The sequence below is a fragment of the Deinococcus seoulensis genome, assembly GCF_014648115.1.
Taxonomy (GTDB): Bacteria; Deinococcota; Deinococci; order Deinococcales; family Deinococcaceae; genus Deinococcus; species Deinococcus seoulensis.
Window position 1 is genome coordinate 19,293 of the sequence record NZ_BMQM01000032.1, and the last position, 22,696, is coordinate 41,988.

A 22,696-nucleotide genomic window follows, 5' to 3' on the forward strand; every position below is an offset into this window, starting at 1 on the left:
CCTGTTGTTCCTGCCGGCGCTCAGCGGCCGCCGATGCGGTAGGTGACGCCGAAGCGCAGGGTGGTGCCCTGTTCGGCACTCTCGACGCCCAGGTTGACGCTGGTGCGGCCGTTCAGGTTGTACCCGGCGCTGAAGCTCGGCAGGATCGACTGCAGGTCCAGGCCGCTAATGGGCGTACTGACCCGGAACGTGAATCGCTCGTCGGGCGTGCTGTACTGCGCGTCGATCAGACCGTTGCCGTTCAGGTCCACCTGGTACTGCAGGTACAGGTCGCGCGTCAGGTACGACCCGAGCGTGATGGTGGCCCCCAGCGTGCCGTCGGCGTTCCCGAGTTGCGGGGTCAGGCGGAACACGTCTAGGCCGAACGCGGCGGCGATGGTGCGTTCCAGTTCGCCCAGCACGAACACGTTCAGGGCCGTCTGGAAGGCGCTGGCGCCCAGCGCGGTGAGGTTACCCGGCAGCGCCGTCAGGTTCGGGACGCCCGTGGCGACCAGCGCGTACAGTTCCGCCTCGCTGTACGCCGCGCCGGTGACCGGGTCGGCGCAGGCAGGGCCGTCCTGCGCGCAGCTGAGGGTGGTGGTCAGGTCCAGTCGGGGCGCGCTGGCGGGCTGGGTGACGAACTCGCCGCGCAGGTTCAGTTTCACCGGTACCCGCTGCCGCGTGTCGCCCAGGGTCGCGGTGACCAGTCCGCTGGCGGTCACGTCGAACTGTGGGTACAGGTTCTCGCCGCTGAACGTGACGGTACTGTCGGCCAGCGTGAACTCGTTCTCGCGCAGGTACACGAAGCCGCGCTGCGAGCGGATGTCGCCGGTCAGGCGCGGGCGCGCCCCGGTGCCCGACACGACCAGACTGCCGGTGAAGTCGGCCCGCACGAGGTTCTCGTCCACGCGGATGCCGTTCACGGCCCGGATGGGAATGTCGTCCAGTGAGATCCGTTCCAGGAACGGCCGGGCCGGGCGGGCGTCCCCCGTGGCCTGCGCGGCCTGCGGGAAGGTCCGCAGTTCCTCGGGCAGCGGGCTCACGTAGTTGTCGGTGGTGCGGCCGTTGGTGTTCGGGGTGTCGGCCACGCTGCTCTGACCGGGGGCGGGCAGCGTGGCCTGCGCGTTCGAGCGGCCCAGGATCAGGCGCGTGAAGTCGGCCGCGCCCGTGACGTGAATGGCCTCGCCGTCGTCCACGGCGCGCAGGTCGGCGTCCAGGGTGCTTTCGCGGCCGTAGATGACGTTCAGCGGCAGGTTGAAGTTCCGGGCGGCGAGCGTCAGGTCCCAGCGGGGCGCGATGTCACCCGTGACGCTCAGGGTCCCGGCGGGCGCCCCGGCGCTGGCCGCGCTGCGACTCTGGGCGCCCAGGGTCCAGCGGGACTCGGTCTGTTGCGCCAGCGTGACCGTGGTGTTCGGCAGTGACCCCAGCACCTGCGGTGCCAGCAGTCCGCTGAAGTTCACGCGCGTGCCGCTCAGGCGGCCCAGCGTGAGCTGCCCGGACAGCGTGACCTGCCCGTTCGAGCCGACCGTGCCGCCGGTCAGGACCGTGCCGCCCCCGGTGAACGCGCCGCTGTCCGGCAGGTCCCCCGCGAAGGCCGGGACGCTGACACTCAGGCCCGCCACGCTTCCGGTGATGTTCTGCGCGCGGATCAGGCCGCGCGGCCGCTCGTACGTCCCGGCGGCCGAGAGGCGCAGCGTGCCTTTCAGGTCCGGTTCCAGCGCCGCCAGCGACGGCACCAGCAGCAGCGCCGGGGTGAAGGTCGTGTCGCTGAACTGCGCGGTCACGTCCACGCGTTCGCGGGTGTACTGTCCGCGCACGTCCCAGGTTCCGGCGCCGCTCAGTTGAATGTTCAGGCTGCGCAGTTCGCGCCGCGCGTACTCCAGCGTGCCGGTGCCGGTCAGGGTCTCGGTGACGGCGCTTTCGCCCTCGCCCTTGACGCTGCTCACGCGGATGCGTTCGGCGACCACGCTGGCCGTGCCCGCCAGCGGATCGCTGACCGGGAACCGGAAGCGGGCCAGGCCCGTGACCACGCCCTCGCCCGGACTGGTCCCGGCGAACGCGCCGACCACGGCGCCCAGCGGCAGTGCCCGCAGCGTGCCCTGCCCGAACAGTTCGCCGCTGCCCAGGCCCGCCGTGAACTCCGACTGGCCCAGGAACCCGCGGATGCGCCAGTCGCCGGACACCTGCGTGCCTTCCAGTCGCGCCGGGAGGACCTTGGGTCCCACGGTCAGGTTGTCCGAGCGCAGCACGAACGTGCCGCCCCCGTCACGCAGGTTCGCCTCGCCACTCACGCGGCCCGACAGGTCCGGCGCGATCTTCAGGTTCCGCACGTCCACGTTGTCCAGCGAGGCGCGCACCGTGTACCCGTCCCCGGTGGGCTGCACGGCCAGCGGGCCGCTCAGGACCGGCAGCAGGTCCGCCAGTCCGCCGGAGGCCGCCACGACCGCCTCGCCCATGTCGTTCGAGCCGCGCAGGTCCGCCCGGAACGCCTGCCCGGTCAGGCCCAGCGTGCCGCTGACGCTCAGGGTCTGCCCGGCCAGGGTCAGCGGGTAACGCGTGGCGTTCACGTTCCCGCTCAGGCCGCCCGCGTCGGCACGGACATCCAGCTCCAGCGTGCCCGGCGTGGAGGCCGACGCGGTCGTCTGAACGGGCGTGGTCTGGGTGACCGTGGTGGTCAGGGGGGCGCTGACCGTCCCGCTGATCCGCCCGGTCCACGGGCCGCCCGCCTGTGTGTCGGCCTGGGCCGCCGACTGCGCCTCCGACTGGGCTGCCGACTGGGCCGCCGTGAAGGTCAGGGTGCCCGCCGGGAGGGCCGCCGTGCCCGTCACCGAGGGCCGCCCGCCGCGCAGCGTGACGGCCGCGTTCAGGTCGCCGCTCACCTCCAGGTCCAGGTACGGCACGCGGTAGGGGGTCTTCAGGTCCGACAGCGAGGCGGTCAACTCGCCGTCCAGCACGTCGGTGCCGACGCTGCCGCTGGCGCGGAGCAGACCGTTCACGCCGTTCAGGTTCAGGGTGTCCAGGGTCAGGCCCGGCAGGTTCACGTTCAGGTCACGGCCCGTCCAGCGCAGCGTCCCGTCCCGCACGCCATCCGAGACGGTCAGGTCGGCCGCGTTCAGGCTGGCCGTGCCGCTGGCCCGCCACCCGCCCCGGCGCACGCTGAGCAGCAGGTTCGGGTCACTGACCGGGCCGCCCGGTGTGACGCTCAGGGACAGTTCCGGGCGGGTCAGGCTGGCCGCGCCCAGCAGCGTCCACACGCCGTCACGGGGGCGCAGTTCGACCGTGCCGCTGCCCCGTGCGCCCGGCCCGTCCACCAGCCGCAGTTGCACGCCGTCCGCCGACGCCACGACCCGCGCGCCCGCCTTCAGGAGTTCGCCGCTGCCGGTCAGGAGTGGGTGCGTGAACGCCCCGCCCACCGTCAGGGCCAGCGGGGCGGTCAGGACGCCTGCCGGGCCGCCCGTGACGCGGGCCGTGCCGTGCCAGCCGGTCAGCGGGTCGGCCTGCACGTCCAGCGCTGCCCGCAGCGCCTGCGGCCCGCCGAGGGTTCCGGCGACCGTCAGCGCCTGCGCGCGGTAGGTGGCGTTCAGGGTGCCGTCCAGGGTGCCCTGGCTGGTCACGGTCAGCCTGGCGGACGGGCCGTTCAGGCTGGCCTCGCCGCCCAGTTGCATGGTGCTGCCCGCCGCCCGCACGCGCAGGCCGTCCAGCGTCAGGTTCGGGCCGTCCAGGGTCACGACGGCGCGGGTGCCCTGCGCCGTCCCGGTGGGAGAGGGCCCGCTGCCCGCAGTGGGGTCGGGGGTCACGGTGAGCGGCACCACCTGCGAGAGCGTGCCGTTCAGGCCCGACAGCGAGGCGTTCAGGGTGCCGTTCAGGTCCTCCAGCGTCACGCCGTACGCCGACGCTCCGGCGGACTGCACGGCCGCCGCCAGGGTCGGCGCGGTCAGCGTGCCGCCCAGCGTGCCCGCCAGAGTCAGTTGCCCGGTGCCGCCCAGCAGCGGCAGCGGCGTGAGGTTCAGTGTGCCGCCCAGCGCGGGAATCAGGCCGCCAGACCCGCTGCCCGTCCCGCCGCCCAGCGTCAGGGTGCCGCTGCCCAGCGACCCGGCGTTCAGGTCGTACCCGCCGCGCCCGTTCCCGCTGAGGGTCACGGGGTCGTTCAGGCCCGCCACCTGCGCGCGTACGGTGCCGCTCAGGTCCGGCCAGGTGCCGCGCAGGTCCAGGTCGGCGCGGTTTCCGCCCGACACCAGCGTGCCGTACACCCGCGCCCGCAGCTGCCCGGACGCGAGGTTCAGGTCGCGCGCCTCGGCGTACACGGTGCCCGAGGCGTTCCCGCGCAGGCCCACGCGGGCGTTCAGGGTCGGAGAGGCGACCCGGCCCGACACGGTCACGCGCCCGTCGAGCGCGCCGGTCAGCAGGGTCACGTTGCCCTGCGCGAGCGGGTCCGTGACCGCGCCGCGCAGCGTGACATCCGCCGCCAGCGTGCCGCGCCCCAGCGACGCGGCGTTCAGGTACGCGCTGTCCACGTTCCGCGCCGTGACCCGCAGACCGGCAGGCAGTGAGCCGCTGGCACGCAGCACGCCGCCGCGCAGGCTGCCGCTCAGGTCGGCATTCAGGGTGCCGGTGCGCGGCACGTACGCCGCCCGCCCGTACAGACTGAACGGCCCGCCCTGCGCCTGCACGCCCCTGACGGCCAGGGTGCTCGCCGTGACTTCCCGCAGCCCGCCGGACAGCGAGCCCGTGGCGTTCACGGTCCCGGCCGCCGTCAGGGCGTCCACGCCCAGTCCGGCCGGCAGCAGGCGCGCCACCCGCAGCGGGGCCTGCGTCGTTCCGGCCCGCAGGGTCAGGCGGTACTCGCCGCCCTCCAGGGTGCCGCCGCCCGAGACCCGCTCGCCGTTCAGGCGCAGGCTGGCGTTCCCGGCGCGGTAGGTGGCGCCCAGGTCGCCCGTGAAGTCCCCGGCGCTGTCCAGCATGCGCCCGGCAAAGGAGGCGTTCAGGGCCGTCCAGGTCGCGCCGCCCAGGGTTGCCTGCCCGCTCAGGGTCAACTGGTCGGCGCGGCCCCACAGGGCGCCCGCGTCGAAGGCCTGAAGGTCCAGGGTTCCGCCGGGCCGGAAGGGGAGGTCCGCCGGGAGTTGCCCGGTCACGCGGGCCTGCTGCGCGCCCGTGCCGATCACGGCCGCGACCTTCAGTGCGCCGCCTTCCGTGCCGTCCAGCAGGGCGTCCAGCGGGCCGCCGGGAATGTCGCCGACCGCCCGCAGGTTCCCGCTGAAGCCCGCGCCGCTGCGCCAGCCGATGGGACCGCTCAGGCGCACCACGTTCTGCCCGCTCACGTAGGTGGTGTTCAGGGTCAGCGCGGCGTTCAGCAGGCCGCCCAGCGCGTTCGCGCCCAGCTGGCCGCGCAGCCCGCCGCTGAGGGCCTCGCCCGTGAAGTCCGCGCGGTAATCGCGGCCCAGCAGGTGCGCCTGCACCCGCGAGCCCGCCGCACGCAGCCCGCTCTGGCCGTCCGTCAGGACGCCCTGCACGTTCACGTCCGGTCTGGCCAGCGCGCCGCCGATCTGCGCGGTGAAGGTGCCGGGCAGCCACTCGTTCAGGGTGGCCCGCGCACTCAGTTTCAGGGCAGGCAGGACCGTCCCGCTGGCGCGTACGGTTGCCTGCGTCTTGCTCCCCTGTAGCAGGGTCGCCTGCGCGCCGTCCACGCGCAACGCGCCGCCCACGTACCGCGCCGGGGCGGTAAAGCGCACGCCGGCCGCCGCGCCGCTGGCCTGCACGCGCAGGTCGCCCAGCGTGCCGCTCAGCGCGGCGTTCAGGGTGCCGTCCACGCCTGCCAGGGGCCGCAGGTCCGCCACGCTGACACTCCCGGCCGTCTGCCAGTCGTTCAGCGGGGCGCCCGCTGCGGCCTGCCGGGCGTTCAGGTTCACGGCGGCTCCGGCCAGCGTGCCGCCGAGGGTCACGGCGGCGCGGCGCGCGAGGTCTGTGCCCGTCAGGTTGGTGCCGGTCGCGGTCAGGTTCACCGCGCGGCCCTGGAAGGCCCCGGTCGCCCGCAGGGTCAGGGTCGTGTCGGCGCGGCCGGTCAGGGTGGCGCGCAGGTCGTCCAGGGTCAGGGCCGCGTTCGCCTGCGGGTACAGCGGGCCGCGCAGGTTCACGGCGTACCCGGCCAGCGAACTGCTCAGGTTCGCGGACAGCTGCCCGCGCGAGAGGGTCACGCGGCCCTGCGCGCGCTGCCCGCCCTCCGGCGTTCCAGCGCGTACGTTCACGTCGGCGCGGCCACTGGCGCGGGCCAGCGGGTCCGGGCCGGTCAGGTCCGGCAGGGTCAGGGTCAGGTTCACGCGGCCCGCTGCGCCCGCCAGCACGGGCGTCAGCACCCGCGCGTCCAGCGCCGCGCCACTCACGGTCAACGCCCGGCCGTCGAAACGCACCGGAAGGCGCGTGCCGGGGTGCGTCAGGGTGCCGCTGGCCCGCAGGCCGCCCGCCCAGTCCACGCGGGCGTCCAGGCCCAGCGGGTCGCCCAGGTAGCGGGTGCCCGCCGTGCTCAGCCGCGCGCCGGTGGGGGAGAGGGTGGCCACCAGTCGCCCCGCCACGACCTCCGGGCGGACGGCGGCGGGTAGCAGCGCACGCACCGCGCCCAGGTCCGCGCTGACCGTCCCGGCCAGTGCCGGGAGGACCGTCACGCGGCCTGTCACCGGCCCGGTCGGGGCGACGGTCAGGCGCGCGTCCTCGCCCAGCACCCGCAGCGTGCCCGGCTGCCCGGACAGCGCGTACCGGGCGCCCAGCGCGCCGGACCACACGCCGCCCCGGTAGGTCAGGCCGCCCACGCTCACGCGCGTGCCGGTCAGGGACCCGGACAGCGGGAACGACTGCCCCGGTACGCTCAGGGTCGCGGCGCCCGAGCCGAACGACTGTGCCTTCAGGGTCAGGGTGCCGCGCAGGGCCGCCGCGTTCCCCGCCGCCTGCGCCGACAGGTACGGGCCTGTCACGCGCAGGTTCAGGTTCTCCAGCGTGGCGGGCAGCGTGACCCGCCCGGTCGCCAGGACCGTCTGCCCGGCCAGCTCCCCACTGACGCGCACCTGCCCGTTCACGGCGCGCACGTCCAGCGGCCCGGCCTTCAGCGTGCCGTTCAGTGCGCCGTTCACGGCACTCAGGGTGCCGCGCAGGGTCTGGCCGCCCAGCGTCAGGTCCTGCGCCTGCACGTTCAGGTTCTCCAGGCCGCGCAGCGTCACCTGCGCCCGGCCACCCTGCGCGTCGGTGACGGTCACGTTCCCGCGCGGCTCCAGGCCGGTGCCCTGCACGTTGCCGTCCACGAACAGCCCGCCGCCCAGCGGGCCGCGCACGCCCAGGTCGTAGCGGCCTGCCGGGAGCGACACCGTGCCCTGCGCCCGCAGGCCCGCACGGTCGGTCAGCAGGACGTTCAGGTCATCCCACGGGCCGTTCAGGACGGCCGTGTACCCGTCCAGCACGCCGCTGGCGTTCACGGCACCCCGGAACGTGCCGTCGGGGCCGGGGCCCCAGGTGGCGCTGCCCTGCACGCGCCCTGCCTGTCCGAAGGCCGTCAGGGGCTGCTGCCCGGTCACGCGGGCCAGTCCGGTCGCCGCGTCGTACGCGGCGTTCAGGTCGCCCCAGGTGCCGCTGGCCGTGAGGCGCGGCGTCAGGGTGCCGCTCAGGTTCACGGCCTGCGCGGGCAGCGTCACGCCGCCCAGCGTCAGCGGGCCGGTCTGCCCGGTCACGCGCGCCCGCAGGTCGCCGTACGCTCCGTTCACGTTCAGGTTCAGGGTCTGTCCCTGCGCGCTCACGCGGCCCTGCGCCTGCACGTCCGGGTACACCCGGCCCGACAGCGCCGCCTGCGCGCCCGCGTACGTGACCCGCAGGTTCGCGCCCAGCGGGCCGCCCGCGCGGGTCAGGGTACCGGTCACGCCCGCGCCCAGCGCCCGCGCGTCCACGCGGGCCGAGCCGCCCTGTCCGGCCAGGTTCAGGTCCAGCGTGCCGCCCAGCCCGTCCACGTTCACCAGGGGCCGCAGCGCCCCCAGGTTCACGCGGCCCGTCGCGTCCCAGCGGTCCCCGTCGATCACGCCACGCGCCGTGTCTCCGGCGGTGGTCAGCGTGAAGCGCACGCCGTCGTCCACGCTCAGGACACCCTGGATGTCCGCGCCCTGCACCCGCGCCGTCGTCAGGTACGGCGCCTGAAGCTGCGTGTCGGCCAGCACGGTCACGCCGCCCGCCGAGCCGCGCAGGCTGGCAGCCGTGCCGCGCGCCGTGGCATTCAGGGTCACGCCCGCCCCGGTCGCCCGCAGCGTCCCGAAGGCCTTCAGGGCGGTGGTCACGGTCACGTCGCCGGTCACGTTCAGGCCGCCCGTCACGGCCAGTTCGCGTGCCTGCACGCCGAAGCTGTCGCCACTCCAGGTCAGGACCTGCGCGCCGCTGCGGAAGGTGCCGCGCTGCCGGGTGTAGTTCAGGTCCAGCGGCCCGGCCAGCGTGTCACGCACGCCCGGCACGGTCGCCTCCAGCTGCCCGGTCACGTCGCCGCCCGTCAGGTCCAGCCTGCCGCGTCCGTTCAGGATGATGCCCGAGCCGCTCAGGCCCTGCGCCTGCCACGTGCCCCGGAACTCGCGGTTCAGGTCGATGCGCGCCGCGCCCAGGTCCACCCGCAACCCCTGGCGGTCCAGCGCGCCGCTGCCGGACAGTCCGGTGAACGGCCCGGCCTGCGCGCCGCTGATGGTCGCGCGCAGGTCGTCCGGCGTGCCGCTGACCGCCACGCGCGCCTGCACCGCCCCGTAGGTGGGGTTCAGCACGGCGTTCAGTTTCACGCCACTCAGGGCCAGGGTGCCCGACAGCGGCCCGCCCAGCCCTTCGCCGCTCAGGGTCAGGACGTTCTGCGCGTCGATGGTGGCCGCCACGTTCAGGGGTTTCTGCCCGAACGCCCCGATCAGCGAGGCCTCGCCGGACTTCCCGAACGCCCAGCGCCCCGCCAGTTTCTGATCCGACCCGGCCAGCGACGTCAGGGCGCTGAAACTCAGGTCGTTCGTCTGGGTGGCCGCGTTTCCGTCCTCGCTGAGGAAACGGTACTTCGCGTTCGCGTCGCGGAACCCCACGCCCGCCACCTCACCGGCCCCCTGCGCGTTCGCCGTGACCCGCACGGTCGTCCAGCCGCCCGCCGTGACCTGCACCTTCAGGTCGCCGCTGCCGGTCGTGCCGAGCGCCCCGGCCAGCCCCGCCACGGTCGGCGCGGCGTTCGCCGTGACCCGCCAGTTCTGCGCCTTCAGGTCCACGCCGCCCGTCGCGGTGACCGGGCCGTTCCAGCCGCGCCCCGCCAGTTGCAGGTCGATGCGGTCGCCCCGGTGCGTGGCGGTCCCGGCGATGCCGGTCACGGTCACGAAGTTCGCCTCGGGCACGCGCAGACTGGCGTCCGTGACCTTCAGGTCACCCCGGATGGGGCCGCTGCCGATCACGTACTGCCCGCTGATGCGGCCGCCCGTCACGCCCGGCCAGTAGTGGTTCAGGACCCGCGCGTCCGCGTCGAGGTCCACCGTGAACACGTTCGCGCCCCCTACCTCCGAGACACGCAGGTCGGCGTTCAACTCGCCCTCGCCGGTCGCGCCGCGCACCAGCGTCCGGCCGCCGTCACCCTGCGTGACCCTGAACTGACCGTCCGGCACGTTGATGCCCCGCCCGTCCACCGACACCCGCGAGTCCTGCACGTCCAGCCCGGACAGCGCCACCTTCCAGCCGCCGCCCCCACCTGCCCCGCCATCCCCGCCGCCCAGCAGGTCCGCGAGGTTCAGGCGCACGTCCGCCCCGCTGGCCGACACGTTCAGCCGCACGGTCCGCGTGAACGGATTCACCGACGCGACCCTCACGCCCACCGACCCGGCCCGGCCCGTCACGCCCGGCAGCGTCACCTGCGCGCCGCCCAGCGTCGGCGCCCACAGCGGCCCACCCACCCGGTCGGCCGAGATCACGTTCCCGCCGAAGCGGGACAGCAGCGCCCCGCCCAGCAGGGCCGGCAGGAACGCCAGCACCAGCAACAACGCCGCCAGCACGCCCAGCACCCACGGCCAGCGGCGGCGGCGTGCGCTGGCAGGCGGGCCGGAAGGAGGGCTGGACTGGGGGCCGCCCGTCGGAGCTTCCCCCGTTCCGTTCAGTTCGTCCGCGCGGCGGTCCTTGCCCGTCACGGCCGGACCCGGCCACGCCCGCCGGAAGGCACGTCCGCTCCCACCTTCACATCAATCATCGCTTCCAGCCGCATTCCCCGCATTCTACGCAGCCCGGCGTGAACGCCGCACCCACCGGGTCCTCACGCAACCGTCAGGAACGCACCCTGCCCACCCTGCGAAAGCCGCTACCATGACCGGCATGCGCCTGACCGCCCTCATCACCGGAACCGTGCAGGGCGTCGGCTACCGACGCTACGTGCAGCGTCACGCCCGCGACCTGAACCTCGCCGGGTACGCCGAGAACCTCAGCGACGGCCGCGTCGAGATCGTCGCCGAGGGCCCGCAACCCGAACTGGACCGCCTGCTGCACTGGCTGCGCCTCGGCCCGCCGCACGCCCGCGTGCGCGACGTGCAGACCACCTACAGCGAACGCACCGGCCTGAACGACTTCCACGTGTACTGATACGGACTCCGATTGAATGGCTTACAAAGTCATTCAATCCGAGCGGATGCGAGTAGGAGCAAAACGGGTTCCGGACGTGGAGCTGGCAATCCGGTGCTGTTCCGGGTTGTCAGCGAAACAGACGGAGTCCGTATGAACGTGCGGGGCGGGACGCTTCCTTTCCCGCCCCGCACGTCCTGCGTCCCGCTCAGCCCACGCGGCGGATGTCACCCACAACGCGGTAGAAGCCCCCGGCGTCCACGAGGTCGTCCACGAGGTACGTCGCGCCCGCCTCGCGGAGGTTGCGTGGGAACTGCACGTTCCAGGCGTGGTAGCCGGGAGTGGTGGGGCGCACGCGCAGGCGGGTGCCGTCACGTTCGCACACCAGCCGGACGCCCTCGCCGGTGTCGGCAGTGACGGCCAGTTGCGTCAGGGGGGCGCTGACCTGCGCGGCGGCGGCGAGTTTCACGTCGCGGGGGGCGGGGGCCTCGCCGCGCTGCGCGGCCTGGATGGCCTCTGGGCTGGCGTCCAGGGCGGCCAGGATGCCGCTGCTGGTCACGAGGTACAGCCGCCCGGCCGCGTACTGCATGCTCAGCGCGCCACCCACCCCGCTGCCCAGCTTCCACAGGCGCTCGCCCGTGCGGGTGAAGCAGTACACGGCGCTGCCGCTGTCCCCGGCGAACACGTACTCCCCGCCGGGGCTGGTGGCGCAGGACAGCACGGCGGCGTCGCAGGCGTAGTCCTGCACGTGCTCGCCCGCCTTCGTGAAGCGCTGGATGAGGTTCTGGGTGGTGCCCGCGTACAGGTCCTGGCCGTCCTGCCAGCCGAACAGCACACCGCCGCGAGTTCTGGCCTGCCACAGCGGGAGGCCGCTGGTGCGGTCGTACATGCCCACGCCCGCCGAGTGCCCGTAGTACACGCCGCGTTCGTCCACGCGGACCATCCAGCCCATCTGGCCGCCGGTGGCGACGTTCGCCCACTGCTGGTCGCTCTCGGCGTCGAAGGCGAACACGTTACCTCTGGCGTCGCTGGCGGCCAGGGTGCCGGCGTGGATGTCCAGCCACAGCAGCGCGGCGCTGCCCTCGACCTCGTACGCCACGAACGGCAGTTTGCCGCTCAGGTCGTACACGTTCCCGTCGTCGCACCCGGCGAAGGTCCAGCGGTCGTCGCGCACGAGGCATTTCACGCCGTCGGGCAGGGTGAAGGAGCGCTGCACCTCGCCGTCGGGACTCAGGGCGTGTACCTGCCCGGCCTCGTTGCCCACCCAGACCTGCTGCTCGTCCGCGAAGATGCCGAACGCGGTGGCTCTCGTGTTGAACTTCCAGAGCAGCGGCGCGCCCCGGCGGGTGGTGGGGCGGGTTTCGGTGAAGGTGCGGCGTACCACCTCGCGTTTCTGGCGGACGCCCTGCACGGCTTCCTCGTAGCCCTTGCGGCGTTTTTCCTTCAGTTTCTTGTCGGCTTCCGCCTGCGCCTTTTCGGGGCTGGGGAAGGTCTTGCGTTGCGTCTGGCCGTCGGTGCCGATGCGGCCGTAGCGGACGGTCAGGTCCGCGCCGTCCACGGTAACCTCGTAGAATTTATGCTCGGCCCCGTTCGGATCTGAATACTCCAGATATGTTACAGACATAATTCTATTGTAACGGGAATCACCCAGGAGTGACAAGCGCACCTGCCACCGGCACACCCCCCGCGAACGCCACGATCCGCCGCGCCGCCTCATGCGGGTCCAGGCAAGCCGTGTCCAGCACCAGCGCGTCCGCCGGGGCGTCCATCACACCACCACGTTCCAGCAGGCCGCGCAGGATCAACGGATCACGCAACTTCAGACGCTCCCGGCGCTCCGGGCGCCCCATCCTCGCCTCCAGTTCCGGCAGGGGGCACTCCAGCCACACCGGCACGAACGCCGCGCCCCGCTCCCGCGCCAGCGCGCGCAACTCGGCCACGACCTCCTCGCCTTCCTCCACGCGACTCAGGTAGTTCGTCAGGATGTGTGACCGCGCAGGCGGGGCCAGCCGCAGCGCCCGCAGGCCCACCTGCCGCACCTCCTCGGCCAGATCGAACAGTTCCGGCGGCACCGGGCTCACGCCGTCCACGCCGAACGCCGTGAACACCGGATCGTTGAACAGGTGGTTGTCCAGCAGCGCCGCGCCCGTCAGGGCCGACAACGCCTTGCCGACCGTGCGTTTGCCGCTGCCGGGCGCCCCGACCAGATAGAACAGGTGACTCATGCGCGCCAGCCTGCCACACGTGGGCCGGGCGCACATGCGCCCATTGGCCTGCTGCGACAGAAAGCGGCGCCCCTGACCATGAAGGCCGGGGCGCCGCAGAACCCGGAACCTTATTCCAGGATGGCTTCGTGGGTGATCTCCACGTTGCCCTTCATGACCTGACTCATGGGGCACATGTCGGCCGCCTGCCTGACGTGCTCCTCGAAGTCGGCCTGGTCGCTGCCCGTGACCTTGCCGCGCACCACGAGTTTCATGGCGCTGACCTTGAAGCCCGCGCCGTCCTTGACCATCTCACAGGTGGCCTGGGTGTCCAGCGCCTCGATGGTGTGCCCGTGGTTGGCGAGGAGTGCGGACAGCTGCATGGTGAAGCACCCGGCGTGGGCGCTGGCCAGCAGTTCTTCGGGGTTGGTGCCCCTGCCGTTCTCGAAGCGGGTGCCGAATGAGTACTGCGCGCCGTCCAGCACGCCGCTCTCGGTGCTCACGGTGCCTTTGCCGTGCTTGAGGTCGCCTTCCCAGTGGGCCGTTGCCTTGCGTGCGATGTCTGCCATGCGGTTCAGTCTGCGCGGTCAGCCTGTGGGGATGCCGTGGGTGCGGTTGAGCGGAACTTCATGCTTGCGTCGCCCCCGGTCAATCCTGACCTTGTAAGTCGGGATTAAGTCTGGCACAATCCCCCACACCAGCGCGGCGGTTCCTCACGGACCCCGGCGCACAAGGACACCCATGCCGAAACGAAGCACCCTCCTGACCCTCACCGCTGTCCTGGGCACCGCCCTGTGCAGCGCCTCCGCCGCCACCTACCCCCAGACCGTCACGCACAGCGCCGGAACGACCACCATCCCCCGCCAGCCCCTGCGGGTCGTCGCGCTCGGCCCGCACGCCCTGGACCTGCTGCTGTCCATCGGCGTGCAACCCGTCGGGTACGGCGAGGCCTCCACGTTCCTGAAAACCCCGGCCTTCGGGTCACCCATCCGCGACATCAAGTACCTCGGCAGCCGCGTGACCAGCGCACCCGTGAACGTCGGGGACCGCTTCAACCCGAACCTCGAAATCCTGACCTCCCTGCGCCCCGACCTGATCGTCGGTGAAACCTACGCCGCGCCCGTGTACCCGCAACTCAGCCGGATCGCGCCCACCCTGCTGCTGGACGGCATCGACCGCAGCGCCTGGCAGAAGACCCTGCCCACCCTGGCCCGCGCCCTGAACCGCGAGGCCGCGTACCGCAGCGCCCTGAACACCTACAACAACGGCGTGCAGAGCACCCGCGCGCAACTGACCACCTTCGGCAGGAAACGCGTACTGGTCGTCTGGACGACCGGCGGCGACGCCCGCAACACCTTCACCATCAGCGGCAGCGACGACTGGACCGGCGGCCTGCTGCGCGACGTGGGCCTGAACGTCATCGACGGCGAGAAGAAGGACGCCGTGGTCAGCGTGGAAGGACTGGCCGCCATCAACCCGGACGCCGTGATCGTCCTGGCCGCCGGGACCAGCACCCCCACCCGCGCCCGCGCCGAGTGGAACGCCGGGGCCATCACCAGCCGCCTGCGCGCCAGTCAGGCCGGACAGGTGTACTTCTTCGACTACCACCTGTTCCGCCGCATCCGTGGCCCCATTGCCGCGCAACTCGTCGAACGGCAACTCGTCAAGGCGCTGCGCTGACCACCAGACGCCCGCTTGCCCTACACTCGGGCCATGCAGAGTCAGGACTGGACGGTGCCCGGCGCACCCACCAAAGGGTACGTGTGGCGCGCCCCGCACGCACGCGGGAACGTGCTGCTCACGCACGGCTTCGGCGAGTACGCCGGCCGCTACGTCGAACGGTACAACGCGCTGATCCCCACGCTGGTCGCGCAGGGCTTCACGGTGTACGCCGCCGATCAGCGCGGGCACGGCGCGTCCGCCGGAGCGCGGGCCGTGGTGAACCTCGAACACCTCGTCGAGGATCACCTGAAGGCCCGCGAGGCCCTGCGCGCCGACCCCCTTCCGCTGTTCGCCGCAGGGCACTCCATGGGCGGCCTGATCACCGCCGCCAGCGCCGCCCGCGACCCACGCGGCCTGAGCGGCGTGATCCTGTCCAGTCCGGCCCTGCTGGTCGGCGAGCACGAACCGGCCCTCGTGAAACGGCTGGCCCCGCTGCTGGCCCGCATCGCGCCGGGCCTGCCCACCACCGACCTCGGCACCGGCGGCCTGTCCCGCCTGCCCGAGGAAGTCGCCGCGTACGAGGCCGACCCGCAGATGTACCACGGCAAAGTCCCGGCCCTGACCGGCGCGAGCATGCTGGCCCTCAGTGACGCCCTGTGGCCCCTGTACACCCGCTGGGCGCTGCCCACCCTGATCGTGCACGGCACGGCCGACCGAGTCACGGACCCCGCGGGCAGCCAGCGGTTCTTCGACACCATTCCCGCCGCCGACAAGACCCTGCTCCTCCAGGAAGGCGGGTACCACGAACTCCTGAACGACCGGCCCCGCGACGAGGTCCGCGCCGCCATCCTGGACTGGCTGCGGGCGCACGTCGCCTGACGGCCCTTTACAACCGCCCGCCGTTCCCTCTACTCTCTGGGCATCCCACAACCGAGGTGCCCTGCCATGCGTAACGTCACACGGACTCCGGTTGAATGGGCTGCAAAGACCATTCAATCCGAGCGGAGCGAGTAGGAGAAAAGCGGGTTCCGGACGTGGAGTTGGCAACCCGGTGCCCTCCCGGGTTGTCAACGAAACAAACGGAATCCGTATCACACCTGTTCTGCTGCTGTCCCTGCTGCTCGCCGCGTGCTCCACGTCCCAGCCTTCCCCGCAGCAGGACGGCCCGTCGGCCCGCACGGCCCCGAACACCCGGCCCGCCACGCTGATCCTCCCGGACGGCACCCGCCAGCAGGTGACGGGCTTCGAGCAGGACGGCTACCTGATGCTCGAGGACGACATCATTCTCGCCGAGCTGGGCAGCGTCACGCCGCAGGGCACCTACGTCGTGGACACGCGGTACCGCTGGACGGGCCGCACCATCCCGTACACCTTCGCGTCGAACGTCCCGCAGGCCATCCGGGACCGCGTGGCGGCCGCCGCCTCCACCATCCGCTCGACCACGAACGTCGTCGTCACGCCCCGCACCAGCACCACGCAGCGCAACTACGTGGAAATCACGTACAACACCGGCACCAGTTGCGCGTCCAGCCTGGGCATGGTGGGCGGCAGGCAGACCATCACCCTCGCGGACCGCTGCACGACCGGCTCGATCATCCACGAGTTCGGGCACGCCATGGGCCTGTTCCACGAGCAGACCCGCCCGGACCGCGACCAGTACGTGCAGATCGTCTGGGCGAACATTCCCGCCGACTGGCAGAGCCAGTACCAGATCCGCAGCGGCAGCGCCGGGTACGGCGCGTACGACTTCGACTCGATCATGCACTACCCCGCCTTCTTCGACGGCAAGATCGCCATCCAGCCCCTGAACTCCAGCATCGACATCAACCGCATGGGCCAGCGCAACGGTTTCTCGGCGACCGATAAGAGCACCGTGAACGCCCTGTACCCCCGCTGAGCAGCACAAGAGGAGGGGCCGCCACACCGATTCGCGTGGCGGCCCCTCTCCTCTGTGTGCCGGATCAGTCGGCGGCGCTCTCTCTGGTGGTGCTGGCCTGCGTGGTAGGCACGCCGTCACGCACGCTGGGGTGAATGCCGAAGTCCTCGGCGATCAGGCGGGCCGTCATCTTGGCGCTCATCATGACGCTGGGCGTCCCGCCGCCCGGCTGCGCGCCCGCGCCGACCATGTACAACCTTCCCACGTCCTCGCTGCGGTTGTGCGGGCGGAAGAACGCACTCTGGATCAGCGTCGGCTCGGGGCCGAAGGCGTTGCCCAGGTAGCTGTCCAGCGTGTGGGCAAAGTAGTCGGGCGTGATGAACTCGCTGTGCGTCAGGCGGGCGCGCAGGTCCGGGATGTACCCGCGTTCCTCCAGGAAGTCGTACACCCGCTCCACCAGTTTCGGGCCTTCCACCGTCCAGTCCAGGCCGCTGGCGTTGTGCGGCACCGGCACCAGCGTGTACGCCGCGTGGTGCCCTTCCGGCGCGAGGCTGGGGTCGGTCAGGGTGGGGACGTGCAGGTACTGGCTGAAGTCGCGGCCCAGCACCTTCTTCCCGAAGATCTCGGTCAGCAGTTCCTCGTAGCGCGGCCCCAGGATGATGTTGTGGTGGCGGAGTTTCAGGTCCGTGCCGTCCTTGCGGAACCCGAAGTAGATGACCAGCAGGCTCATGCTCTGGCGGGCGGCCTTCACGCGCACGTCGCTGTTCACGAGGCGCGCGGCGGCCGGAACGCGCTTGAGGTACGTGTTCGCCCAGTCGCCGTTACTGACCACGATGTCCGCATGGCGTTCCTGCCCGCTCTCCAGGCGCACGCCGCGCGCCACGCGCCGCCCCAGCGGGTGCCGGACCGGGCGGCCCCGGTCGTCCGTGACCAGGATCTCCTGCACGCCCTGCCCGTACTCGATGCGCCCGCCGAGTTCCTCGAACTTGCGCACGAAGCCCTGCACGAGCGCGCCCGTGCCGCCCATGGCGTAGTGGATGCCCCAGGTTTTCTCCACAAAATGGATCATGGCGTAGATGGCGGGCACGCTCAGGGGGTTGCCGCCGACCAGCAGCGTCTCGAACGAGAACACCTGCTGCATCTTGGGGTTCGTGAAGTACTTGCCGGTGAAGCTGAACAGGGTCCGCACGGCGTCCAGGCGCATCAGGTCCGGCACGACCTTCAGCATGGTCGCCACGTCCCCGAAGTGCGTGTACCCCAGTTCCAGGAATCCGCGTTCGAAGATGGCGCGGGCGTCGTCATGGAAACGTTCGTACCCGGCGAGGTCCTCGGGGGCCAGTTCGCTGATCTGGCGGCGGGTGCTGACCGGGTCGCCGTCGTAATCGAAGAAGGTGCCGTCGTCGAAGTAGATGCGGTAGAACGGCAGGATCGGCACGAGCTTCACGTACTCGCGGGTGCGGGGGCCGCCGCTTTCGCCCTCGCGCACGCGGGCGTCGTCAGCCAGGACTGCCGGGGGGTAGTCCGCTTCGGCCAGCATCCCGGCGTCGCGTTCCAGCGCGAACAGTTCCTCGATGAAGTGCGGCACCGTGATCACGGTGGGGCCCATGTCGAACACGTACCCGTCCGGCGTGCGTTTCTGGTACGCGCGTCCGCCCGGCTGGTCCAGCCGTTCGAGGATGGTCGTGTCGAAGCCCAGCGATTGCAGGCGAATGCCGAGGCTCAGGCCGCCGATGCCGGAACCGACGATCAGCGCGGTCTTGCGTTTGCCAGGAGTGGTGGAAACCGTGGAAGCAGTCATGAAGGTACCTCCGCCGCGCGGGGCGGCGTGAACAGGGCAACTGGCAGGGCAGGGGCGCAGTTTGAAGGGCAGGGTTGATAGGGCAGGGGCGGGCGGCGGGTTCAGCCTGCCGGGGTGGGCGCGGAACGCAGTTCCCACCACGCCTGCGGCAGCATCATCAGTTTGCGCGTGCCGCTGACGTGCGCCCGCCGCCCGAAATTGTCGAAGTCGTTGCGGGCCAGGTCGTCCAGGATGCCCTCGTAGGCGCGCGCGGCGGTCGCCACGGCCAGCCGGGCACTGCCGTTCAGGCAGGGAATCCCGGCGCGGCCCTGCACGTACCAGTCGCGCGCCAGATCTGACAGGTGCTCCATCAGCGCGCGGTACTCGGGCGTGACCACCCCGCGTTCCAGGTCGGCGCGGGTCACGCCGTACTGCGCGAGCAGGGTCGCGGGCAGGTACACCCGGTCCCGGCGCAGGTCCTCGCCCACATCCCGCAGGATGTTCGTCAGTTGCATGGCCTGCCCCAGCATCAGCGCCGCGTGCAGGGTGCGTTCGCCGCCGCTGTACCCGCTGACGGGCGCGATCATGAACCCCACCACGCCCGCCACGCGGCGGCAGTACAGGATCAGGTCGTCCATGCTGCGGTACTCGTGCCCGGCGAGGTCCATGCGCAGTCCGTCGTGCAGTTCCGCGAAGGCCGACAGCGGAATGGGGTAGGTGCGGGCCGCCCAGGCCAGGGCGGTATCGATGGGATGCGCGCCGGGCCGACCGGCGAAGGCGGCCTGCGTGCGCGCCCACCAGTCGTCCAGTCCGGCGCGGGCCGCGTCGCCGCTGCGTTCGTCGACGATGTCGTCTCCGTCGCGGCAGGCGGCGTACACAGCCCACACGGCCCGGCGTTGCTGCGCCGGAAAGAACCGTGATCCCAGGTAGAAGGTCTTGCTGTGCTCCCGCGTCAGGTCCTGGCAGTGCGCGACGGCCTGCGTCAGGGCGCTGTCGGTTGGGGGAGGGAAGGTCACGTCAGTCACGGTTGGGTTCCTTTCCAACGAGTGTAGGGGGCGTGTGGGCGGGAAACGTCACGCATTCTTACAGAGTTTCCCGCCGGCGCGGAGGGTCGCGCGTGACCGCGCCGGGAACAGCGTCCGTCACTCACGCGGACTTCACGTACCGCTCGAACTGCACGGCGCCCACGCCCAGGCCGTCCGTGCGGGTCAGGCCCGGCAGGCAGCGCCCCACCCACGCGGGGTCCGGGAAGTTCAGGCCGCCCGCCGCCGGGTGCCCGAGCACCGCCTGGAGGGGGCCGCCCGTGCGGCGCAGGTACATCAGCCACAGTTGCCCGCCGGGCCGCAGCACGCGGGCGCACTCGCGCAGCAGGTCGGCCGGGCCGCGCGTCTCGTTCAGGGTCGCGCCGACCGTCACGCCGTCGAACGAGGCGGGCGGCAGGTCGCTGCGCTCCATGTTCAGCTGCGCCCAGTCGATCCGGGCGTCCGGTTCGCGTTTTGCTCCCTCACGCAGCATCGGGGCGCTCAGGTCCACGGCCAGCACCCGGCAGCCCTGGCGGGCCAGCACCCCGGCGTAGAAGCCCGCGCTGGTGCCCACGTCCAGCCAGTCCTGACCGGGGAGCGGGCGGCACAGCGCCCGGAACAGCGCCGCCTCGCGCTCTAGGCTGAAGTCCGCGCCGAGTGCCCGCAGGGACCGCGCGCGCCACCAGGCGTACCCGGCGGCGGTCAGGGGCAGCAGATTGCTGCGCTGGGCGGCACTCAGCGGCGGGTTTCCCTGCCCGGCGCCGGAAGATGGGTCCGGGTTGAGATTTTCTTGTCCCTGCACAGAACGGCTCACAGGGTTCATTATGCTGATAAGCATTGAAGCCCGCTGTTCACGTTTCGTGAGGGTACCTGGAGGGAACGCATGGAAGAACGCAAGAGTATGGGGGGCGCGCTGGTCGACGTGTTCGACGCTGGCCTGACCCTCGTGAAATCCGAGATCAACGCCGTTGCACGCAAAGCCGGAGAGATCGCCAAGGCCAAAGGCATCGGCGCCGTGCTGCTGCTGGCCGCCACCGGCCCGCTGATCCTGGGACTGATCTTCATCATCCTGGCGGTGTTCTACGGCCTGATGCGCCTGGGCCTGGGCGCCTGGGCCGCCGCGCTGATCATCGCCCTGCTGAGCTTCGTCGTGACCGGCGCGCTGATCTTCGTGGGCATCAAGAAACTCGGCGCGGAGGTCCAGATGAACGAACCCCGTTACCGCCGCCCCGACGACCTGAGCGACCGGGCCGACCACACCGACGCCCGGCCCGCCAGCGGCAGCAACACCGACCGCGACGCCCGCAACCCCAGCGGCCCCCGCGTTGACATCGGCCGCGACGCCAGCCAGCACGCCGCCGGTGAGAACCGCGTGACCCGCGACGGCCACGGCACCGCCACCGTCCGCATCGAGGGCGGCGAGACGACCGTTCCCGTGTACGAAAGCAAACCCGGCGGCGAACCCGCCAACTACGGCAGCGGCCTGAACAAACAGATCGACGGCAGCGAGGCCGGGGAAGGCCACCGTGGCGGCGGCGACCACGGCCACGGGCACCACGATCCGAACCTTCAGGAACCCGTGGTCCTGAAAGACGCGCCCGGCATTCCCGTCAGCACCGCCGCGACCTTCCGCGACGACATGAAAAAAGGAGGGCAGTCCTGATGGCCGAGTACCTCACCGAACGCGAGGAAGCGCGCGAACGCCTGAAAAACAGCGTGGACGCCCTGACCGAGCAGGCCAGCCTGCAGGTGAACATGCAGAAAGACCCGCTGAAGATGCTGGGCGGCGCGTCCGCCGTGGGCGCCGTGATCGGCATGGTCGTGGGCCGTCAGTTCAAGCGCAGCAGGAAGGTGTACGTGGACGCCTCCAGTCCCGCCAAGCACCAGAAGGCGCTGATCAAGGCCCAGAAATCCCAGAAGGGCGGCGGGGTGGGCGGCGCGCTCGTCGCCACGCTGGGCACCCTGGCCTTCAAGACCGTCATGGACCGCGTGATCACGCCCCGCCTCGAGGAACTCGCGGACAACCTGCTCGAGAAGTCCGGCCAGGGCGCCGGAAACGGACAGGCCACCCGCCCGGCGGCGCGCAGCGTGCAGACCCCGCTGGGCAGCGCCGCGCCCGCCGTGAACTTCACCAAGCGCCCGGCCAGCCCGGCAAGCACCGGCCCGGCGACCCCTGCCAGCCCGGCCCAGGGTGCCGCCCAGGCGCAGAGTTACGCGCAGCAGGCTCCGGCCGAGGGCAGCGTGCCGCCCGCGCTGGGCGCCCCGGCGCACCCCGGCGTGAAACCCGCCCCGGCCAGTCACGTGGAAGCCAAGGCGGTGGGCAGTCCCATCGCGCCCGACGAGATGGGCAACCCCAACCGCCGCTGACCGGACATCCCTGACCGCCCCACCCGCAGCCCGCCCGTCAATGGTGGGCTGCTTTTTGATACGGCCCGATCAGGAATGCTAGCCTGACCGGATGACCGCCACCCGCAGCACCCGCCAGCGCGACGTGATCACCCGCATCATGCAGGCCGCACCGGGACCACTGGCCGTCGCTGACGTGCACGACCGCGCGCGCAGCGACCTGCCGGGCCTGGGAATCGCCACCGTGTACCGCACCCTGAAACTCCTGACCGAACAGGGCCGCATCCACCCGGTCATCCTGGACGGCGAAACCCTCTACGAGGCCAGCGGCAAGGGCCACCACCACCACTTCTCCTGCCAGGACTGCGGCCGCGTGTTCACGCTGCACACCTGCCCGGTCGCGCTGCCCAGCGGCACCGTCTACCCCGGCGGGTTCATCGTGCGCGCCCACGAGGTCACGCTGTACGGGCAGTGCCCCGACTGCGCCGCCCGCGCCTGAACGGCGTTCAGCGGTCCAGCAGGGCCAGCAGCGCCCGCAGGACCTCGCGGTTCACGCCGTCGGCACGGTAGGGGTTCAGGCCGGGTTCCCGCACGAGCGCCGACACCACCGCCGCGCCGCCGGGCGTCAGCAGGTTCAGCACCTGCCGCGCCGGGCTGACCGGGCCGTCCGGCGTGGCGATCCGCGCCCGCGTCAGCAGCCCCTGCACGCGCACCTCCCGCGCCCGCAGGTACGCCCGCAGCGACTGCTCCTGCGCGGGCGTCAGGGCCGCCAGCAGGTCCGACTGCGCCTGCGTGCTGACCTGTGGCCCCAGCGTCGGCGCGTCGCGCAGCTTCAGGCCCAGCGCACCCAGCGCGTCGCGCGCCGCTGCGTCCGGTTTCAGCGTCCCGGCGCGGATCAGGTCCCGCAGGCCAGACACGGTCGCCAGCAGGCTCGTGGTCGGCGTCACGTCGGCCAGCATTCCGGACGGCAGCAGCCCGGACGGCGCGGCCATCTGCCCGCCGGTCAGCGGCAGCGTGCGCGGCCCCGCCTGCGGTAAGCCCGGAGTGACCAGCCCCGGTTCGAGCGGCGTGCGCGGCGCGCTGGCCACCGCCAGGGCACTGCCCGCACCAAGGGTCAGGGTCAGCAACGCGGCGGTCACGGAACGGGCAGGGAAGAAACCGGGCGGGAGGCGGGACATACCCGCACTGTACCTAGAGCATTTGTCATAATAAGGCTATGAAACGAGTCGGCGCACGCGGATACGGGCTAGACCTG

General features: G+C 72.0%; 15 protein-coding genes. 7 read left to right on the plus strand and 8 right to left on the minus strand.

Translation table 11 applies throughout. From position 1 onward, the window contains the following. Window positions 1-20 precede the first annotated feature (20 nt). Window positions 21-10,130: a translocation/assembly module TamB domain-containing protein gene (locus IEY70_RS17245; RefSeq protein WP_229778026.1), complete on the minus strand. Its 10,110-nt coding sequence runs from the start codon at window positions 10,128-10,130 to the stop codon at window positions 21-23. 181 nt (window positions 10,131-10,311) lie between these two features. Between IEY70_RS17245 and IEY70_RS17250 the strand changes: the two genes are divergently transcribed. Continuing rightward, window positions 10,312-10,575 carry an acylphosphatase gene (locus IEY70_RS17250; protein ID WP_189066275.1) on the plus strand — a complete coding sequence of 88 codons (264 nt, stop codon included), beginning with the start codon at window positions 10,312-10,314 and terminating at the stop codon, window positions 10,573-10,575. Between the two features lie 187 nt (window positions 10,576-10,762). Here IEY70_RS17250 and IEY70_RS17255 read toward each other — a convergent pair whose 3' ends face one another. From IEY70_RS17255 to IEY70_RS17265, 3 genes are all read right to left on the minus strand, one after another. Beyond that, window positions 10,763-12,178 carry a WGR domain-containing protein gene (locus tag IEY70_RS17255; RefSeq protein ID WP_189066276.1) on the minus strand — a complete coding sequence of 472 codons (1,416 nt, stop codon included), beginning with the start codon at window positions 12,176-12,178 and terminating at the stop codon, window positions 10,763-10,765. Window positions 12,179-12,197: 19 nt separating this feature from the next. After that, entirely contained in the window at window positions 12,198-12,779 is a 582-nt protein-coding gene (locus IEY70_RS17260; protein ID WP_189066277.1) for a P-loop nucleotide/nucleoside kinase family protein, read from the minus strand. Window positions 12,780-12,889: 110 nt separating this feature from the next. Continuing rightward, window positions 12,890-13,327: an OsmC family protein gene (locus tag IEY70_RS17265; RefSeq protein ID WP_189066278.1), complete on the minus strand. Its 438-nt coding sequence runs from the start codon at window positions 13,325-13,327 to the stop codon at window positions 12,890-12,892. Window positions 13,328-13,499: 172 nt separating this feature from the next. Between IEY70_RS17265 and IEY70_RS17270 the strand changes: the two genes are divergently transcribed. The 3 genes from IEY70_RS17270 (at window position 13,500) to IEY70_RS17280 (ending at window position 16,317) form a co-directional block, all read left to right on the plus strand. Further along, window positions 13,500-14,438 carry an ABC transporter substrate-binding protein gene (locus IEY70_RS17270; protein ID WP_189066279.1) on the plus strand — a complete coding sequence of 313 codons (939 nt, stop codon included), beginning with the start codon at window positions 13,500-13,502 and terminating at the stop codon, window positions 14,436-14,438. Between the two features lie 33 nt (window positions 14,439-14,471). Continuing rightward, window positions 14,472-15,299, plus strand: a complete 828-nt coding sequence (locus IEY70_RS17275) for an alpha/beta hydrolase (protein WP_189066280.1) — start codon at window positions 14,472-14,474, stop codon at window positions 15,297-15,299. A 172-nt stretch (window positions 15,300-15,471) separates the two neighbouring features. Then, a complete protein-coding gene (locus tag IEY70_RS17280) occupies window positions 15,472-16,317 on the plus strand; it encodes a M12 family metallopeptidase (RefSeq protein WP_229778028.1) in 846 nt (281 codons plus the stop codon). A 64-nt stretch (window positions 16,318-16,381) separates the two neighbouring features. Here IEY70_RS17280 and crtI read toward each other — a convergent pair whose 3' ends face one another. From crtI to IEY70_RS17295, 3 genes are all read right to left on the minus strand, one after another. Continuing rightward, window positions 16,382-18,094 carry a phytoene desaturase family protein gene (gene crtI, locus IEY70_RS17285; RefSeq protein ID WP_189066282.1) on the minus strand — a complete coding sequence of 571 codons (1,713 nt, stop codon included), beginning with the start codon at window positions 18,092-18,094 and terminating at the stop codon, window positions 16,382-16,384. 101 nt (window positions 18,095-18,195) lie between these two features. Next, complete coding sequence (locus IEY70_RS17290; RefSeq protein WP_229778029.1) at window positions 18,196-19,089, minus strand: phytoene/squalene synthase family protein; 894 nt, start codon at window positions 19,087-19,089, stop codon at window positions 18,196-18,198. Between the two features lie 130 nt (window positions 19,090-19,219). Beyond that, entirely contained in the window at window positions 19,220-19,918 is a 699-nt protein-coding gene (locus tag IEY70_RS17295) for a class I SAM-dependent methyltransferase (RefSeq protein ID WP_189066283.1), read from the minus strand. Between the two features lie 60 nt (window positions 19,919-19,978). On the opposite strand from IEY70_RS17295, the gene IEY70_RS17300 reads away from it, so the two are divergent. The 3 genes from IEY70_RS17300 (at window position 19,979) to IEY70_RS17310 (ending at window position 21,940) form a co-directional block, all read left to right on the plus strand. Then, on the plus strand, window positions 19,979-20,758 hold the full coding sequence (locus IEY70_RS17300) for a phage holin family protein (RefSeq protein ID WP_189066284.1): 780 nt from the start codon (window positions 19,979-19,981) through the stop codon (window positions 20,756-20,758). Further along, entirely contained in the window at window positions 20,758-21,462 is a 705-nt protein-coding gene (locus IEY70_RS17305) for a hypothetical protein (RefSeq protein WP_189066285.1), read from the plus strand. The genes IEY70_RS17300 and IEY70_RS17305 overlap by 1 nt, the downstream gene beginning before the upstream one ends. A 91-nt stretch (window positions 21,463-21,553) precedes the next feature. After that, the gene (locus IEY70_RS17310) at window positions 21,554-21,940 is read left to right on the plus strand and encodes a Fur family transcriptional regulator (RefSeq protein WP_189066286.1); all 387 of its coding nucleotides are present in this window, start codon (window positions 21,554-21,556) and stop codon (window positions 21,938-21,940) included. Between the two features lie 7 nt (window positions 21,941-21,947). Here IEY70_RS17310 and IEY70_RS17315 read toward each other — a convergent pair whose 3' ends face one another. Next, window positions 21,948-22,619 (minus strand): hypothetical protein, encoded by a 672-nt coding sequence (locus IEY70_RS17315; protein WP_189066287.1) that lies wholly within the window; start codon window positions 22,617-22,619, stop codon window positions 21,948-21,950. Window positions 22,620-22,696: the final 77 nt, after the last annotated feature.

Coding starts and splice junctions, on each gene's coding strand:
- IEY70_RS17250 (WP_189066275.1), top strand. CDS start 10,312: ATGCGCCTGACCGCCCTCATCACCGGAACCGTGCAGGGCGTCGGCTAC.
- IEY70_RS17255 (WP_189066276.1), bottom strand. CDS start 12,178: ATGTCTGTAACATATCTGGAGTATTCAGATCCGAACGGGGCCGAGCAT.
- IEY70_RS17260 (WP_189066277.1), bottom strand. CDS start 12,779: ATGAGTCACCTGTTCTATCTGGTCGGGGCGCCCGGCAGCGGCAAACGC.
- IEY70_RS17265 (WP_189066278.1), bottom strand. CDS start 13,327: ATGGCAGACATCGCACGCAAGGCAACGGCCCACTGGGAAGGCGACCTC.
- IEY70_RS17270 (WP_189066279.1), top strand. CDS start 13,500: ATGCCGAAACGAAGCACCCTCCTGACCCTCACCGCTGTCCTGGGCACC.
- IEY70_RS17275 (WP_189066280.1), top strand. CDS start 14,472: ATGCAGAGTCAGGACTGGACGGTGCCCGGCGCACCCACCAAAGGGTAC.
- crtI (WP_189066282.1), bottom strand. CDS start 18,094: ATGACTGCTTCCACGGTTTCCACCACTCCTGGCAAACGCAAGACCGCG.
- IEY70_RS17295 (WP_189066283.1), bottom strand. CDS start 19,918: ATGAACCCTGTGAGCCGTTCTGTGCAGGGACAAGAAAATCTCAACCCG.
- IEY70_RS17300 (WP_189066284.1), top strand. CDS start 19,979: ATGGAAGAACGCAAGAGTATGGGGGGCGCGCTGGTCGACGTGTTCGAC.
- IEY70_RS17305 (WP_189066285.1), top strand. CDS start 20,758: ATGGCCGAGTACCTCACCGAACGCGAGGAAGCGCGCGAACGCCTGAAA.
- IEY70_RS17310 (WP_189066286.1), top strand. CDS start 21,554: ATGACCGCCACCCGCAGCACCCGCCAGCGCGACGTGATCACCCGCATC.
- IEY70_RS17315 (WP_189066287.1), bottom strand. CDS start 22,619: ATGTCCCGCCTCCCGCCCGGTTTCTTCCCTGCCCGTTCCGTGACCGCC.